At 35.9% G+C, this 3,872-nt stretch carries 3 protein-coding genes; 1 reads left to right on the top strand and 2 read right to left on the bottom strand.

Going from position 1 to position 3,872, the window contains the following annotated elements:
- Nucleotides 1–53: 53 nt before the first annotated feature.
- Nucleotides 54–1,400, bottom strand: coding sequence for a glutathione-disulfide reductase (gene gorA, locus VB654_RS10865; protein WP_323213733.1), 1,347 nt, complete (start codon nt 1,398–1,400; stop codon nt 54–56).
- A 314-nt stretch (nt 1,401–1,714) separates the two neighbouring features.
- Between gorA and VB654_RS10860 the strand changes: the two genes are divergently transcribed.
- A complete protein-coding gene (locus VB654_RS10860) occupies nt 1,715–2,596 on the top strand; it encodes a 2OG-Fe(II) oxygenase (RefSeq protein WP_323213732.1) in 882 nt (293 codons plus the stop codon).
- A 75-nt stretch (nt 2,597–2,671) separates the two neighbouring features.
- Here the strand turns inward: VB654_RS10860 and VB654_RS10855 are convergent, their stop codons facing one another.
- Nucleotides 2,672–3,595: a sugar ABC transporter permease gene (locus tag VB654_RS10855; RefSeq protein ID WP_323213731.1), complete on the bottom strand. Its 924-nt coding sequence runs from the start codon at nt 3,593–3,595 to the stop codon at nt 2,672–2,674.
- Nucleotides 3,596–3,872 lie beyond the last annotated feature (277 nt).

The following is a 3,872-nucleotide window of genomic DNA, read 5'->3' as shown; positions in this document are numbered from 1 at the left end:
CCTCTATATAGCAAAGTGCTGAGTACTGAGTCCTATTAACTCTGTCCCTAGATTTAATCCAAAGATAAAAAATCCTCTGCTGTCGTGGGATGAATACCTATTGTGTCATTCAGTTCTTGCTTAGTAATTCCTCGACGAATTGCCACACCTAAAGTTTGAATAATTTCGGCAGCATTTTCCCCCAACATATGAGCGCCCAAAACTTGTTGAGAATTGCCATCTACTACTAACTTCATCATCGCTAGGTCTTCTTCTTCGAGTAGCTGATATAAAAGGGGTTGAAACTGAGTAGAATAGCATTTTACAGCATCACCAAAATTTTCCCTGGCTTTGATTTCCGCCATCCCTACACCAGCTCCTTCTGGACGAGAAAAAACAGCAGAAGGCACATACTCATAATTTACTGTTTGCGGGTTATTACCAAAAACCGTATTAGCAAACGCAATCCCTTCCGCCTTAGCTACTGGGGTTAATTGTATCTGGTTGATGCAGTCTCCCACAGCAAAAATATTTTCTTGGGTAGTGCAGTAATATTCATCTACTTTAATTTCACCTTGTTTACCAACTTCGACCTTAGCCTGTTCTAAACCCAGGTTCTTAGTATTAGGACTCGAACCTGTAGCCACGAGAATAGTATCTGCGGCTATAGTTTCTGCAAAATCGCCAGTAATTTTTAACAGCCAACCATCATCTAAATGAGTAATTTCTTGAGCAGTGCTGTTAGTAAAAATTTTAATTCCGCGTTTGCTTAAACCTTGTTGTATGCCAGAGCGAATATCATTATCAAACCCTGATAGCATCATTTCATCTTTTTCTATCAGTGTAACTTTACACCCTAAAGCGTGCATCATGCTAGAAAATTCAGCGCCAATATAACCACCGCCAATAATTGCTAACCGTTTTGGTAAATAGGGTAAATGAAACATTTCCCGATATGTAATAGCATATTCTATCCCTGGAATATTCGGCTTATGAGGTTTTCCACCCACAGCAATTAAAATTTTATCAGCTGTTACTTGATGTCCATTTAAATTTAGAGTATGAGCATCAACCAAAACAGCACGTTCTTTAATGACTTCAATTCCTGCTGCTCGTAACTGTTGACAATAGGAGTAGCTAATGTGTTCAATATGTCGATGTACGGATTTCATAAATAGTGTCCAGTCAAAATACCGCTTACATTTACTCCACCCGTAGCTATGTGCTATTTGGTTGTTCTGAGCAAAGTCGGCTGCGTAGACAATCAATTTTTTAGGAACACAACCCCGATTTACACAAGTACCACCAATGGTTTCTTGTTCAGCCATAGCGACACGGACACCATAGCTAGCCGCTTTTTTTGCTGCTGCTAATCCCCCAGGCCCAGTACCAATGACAAACAAGTCATAATCAAACGTCATAAAAATCTGTTCCTTCGTAACTCGTTTGGAAAGCAGAGCTATTTCATCTCTTATAGTTATTTAGTGAATGTTTTATCTACTGCCTTTAGATGGATCAAAAATGCAGAAAGATAACGATGTATAAACTTTTATTCATATCCACTAATTAAAAAGATTCTGTAAATTTATAACTAGAGTTGGATAATGAATCTTACTAGCGACAGTATTTTGAGATAGGATAGGTTAGAATTTGTCTAGTTAAATAACCACCAATATAAAATTAAGTATCAATTTAAATTATTTTACACAAATTTCAACAGAAGGCAAAAAGAAATATGTATAAGTTGATGCAAAAAACGCGGAATAAAATTTTAAAAAAAATTGATGCCATACCATTCATTCGATATCAAGAAAACTTGGCTTATCAAACAGCAGTAAAAAAGCATATAACCAAACTACCTCTTCTCTCCCAGGTTGATTTGGATATATTAGAAAACATTAACAAAAAAGGCGTTGTCATTACTTCCTTAGAAGCATTGGGAATTCCCTCTACACCTGACATCCTGGTAGCAGCACAAAACCTAATACCACAAATACCATCGCCAAATATCTCTGTTCAGAAAGATGAATTTGTTGTTCATGCTACTTCCCAGCAGATAATGGAGTATCCAGAAATTTTTTTATGGGGACTTGAACAACGTTTACTTAATATTGTAGAAAATTATCTGGGTTTACCAATATCCTACAATGGAGTATATTTTCGCAGAGATATTGCTAATAAAATCGAGCAAGGTTCAAGATTATGGCATATAGATAGAGAAGATAGAAAAATTATCAAAATTATCATTTATTTAAGTGAAACTAATGAGCATACAGGGCCATTTCAATATATTCCCCCAGATTTATCTTTAGAAATAGCCCAAGCTTTAAAATATACATCTGGCTACATTCGGGAGTCAAAGATGAGAAATTTTATATCTCCAGAAAATTATAAATCCTGTACAGGTTCTGTGGGTACTGTAATTTTTGCTGCTACTGGTAGCATTTTTCATCGAGGAAAGTTGCCGATAAATTCTGATAGATTTGCTATGTTTTTTGATTACAGTTCTAGGCGGCAGAAAAAAAGATATTATATGGCAAATTCTTTACCGCAACAGGATTTATTAATGTTATCTCAAAATCTCCCAGAACATAAAAAGCAATGTATTTTTTATTAGAAATTCTCTGATTTAATCAATCATGTTTCTAAACTCTTCAGATTTATAAAATGAAATAAAATTTCTCACTAATGATTAAATTGTCATATCCTCCTGGGGATTAATCACTAATCGCAAAACTGATAACGCTAAAATAATCAAAAATAATACTAAACCAATGGTGCAAGCATAGCTAATTTCTAAATTACTAAAGGCTTCTTCATATAAATAGTAAACAATTGTTTTGGAGCTATTTAATGGACCACCTTGAGTCATAATAAATACTTCTTCAAATACTTTAGTTGCAGAAATCGCTGAAATTACCGCTACTAGCGCTAAATACGGTTTCATCAAAGGTATGGTAATATCCCAGTGTTTGCGAATACCATCTGAACCATCAATAGCTGCGGCTTCATACACATCAGCTGGAATTGATTGCAACCCTGCTAAATAAATTACCATATAATAGCCGAGTCCCTTCCAGACAGTGACAGCCATAACGCTGGCTAAAGAAATTGGTACAATGCCCAGCAGCTTCTCTGGACTAGTTAGCCAGGGAATTCCTTCAGGAAAAATATTCAAAGTCGTGAGTAACTGATTGAGTAAGCCGTTTTCTGCATATAGCCATTTCCAGGCGATGCCAGCCACTACCATTGATATCACTACCGGGGTGTAGTAAGCTGCTCTAAACCAATTCATGCCTCGCAGTTTCTGATTTACCAAAATTGCCAAAACTAAAGGAGCCATGACTAAAATTGGTACAACACCCAAAAGATAGATGAAAGTATTTTCTAAGGTTTTCCAAAAAACTGCATCTTTCCACAAGCGGAAAAAGTTACCAAAACCTATCCATTGAGGTGGCTGTGAAAGGTCTTCGTAGCTGGTAAAGCTGAGGTAAAATGCCTGTATTGCTGGCCAAAAAACTGTTAAAACTAGGAGAATTAAGGCCGGGAGCAAAAATAAGTAAGGAGTCAGTCTTTGTTTTAAAAAAATCCAGTGTTGATGCTTAATTTGATTCATAAGTTGTTGCTCATTTTACTTGAATAACATGGACAGGTAAGTAGAGCAGCAGGAATAATTCAATGTTTGTAGTAAGGACTTTAGTCCTTATTTGAGGGCTGTAGCCCTCACTACGCAACAATCTGAATATTTTTACATTACTTAATGTACTTTGACTTATTCTCGCCTACTTACTTAATATGTCTACCCCACAATAGTTTAATGTAATTGAAATGTATAGGAATTCGGTAAAAAAAAGCTAATTAATATGACACGAACATTTGTCCTCTCGTTTTTC

Origin of the sequence: Nodularia sp. UHCC 0506 (assembly GCF_034931045.1) — a bacterium.
Classification (GTDB): domain Bacteria; phylum Cyanobacteriota; class Cyanobacteriia; order Cyanobacteriales; family Nostocaceae; genus Nodularia.
Note: the sequence above shows the minus strand (reverse complement) of the source record. Positions and strands in the feature narration are given on the sequence as shown.

Bases quoted from the DNA above. Each gene is read 5' to 3' on its own strand.
- gorA (WP_323213733.1), bottom strand. From the start codon at position 1,400: ATGACGTTTGATTATGACTTGTTTGTCATTGGTACTGGGCCTGGGGGA.
- VB654_RS10860 (WP_323213732.1), top strand. From the start codon at position 1,715: ATGTATAAGTTGATGCAAAAAACGCGGAATAAAATTTTAAAAAAAATT.
- VB654_RS10855 (WP_323213731.1), bottom strand. From the start codon at position 3,595: ATGAATCAAATTAAGCATCAACACTGGATTTTTTTAAAACAAAGACTG.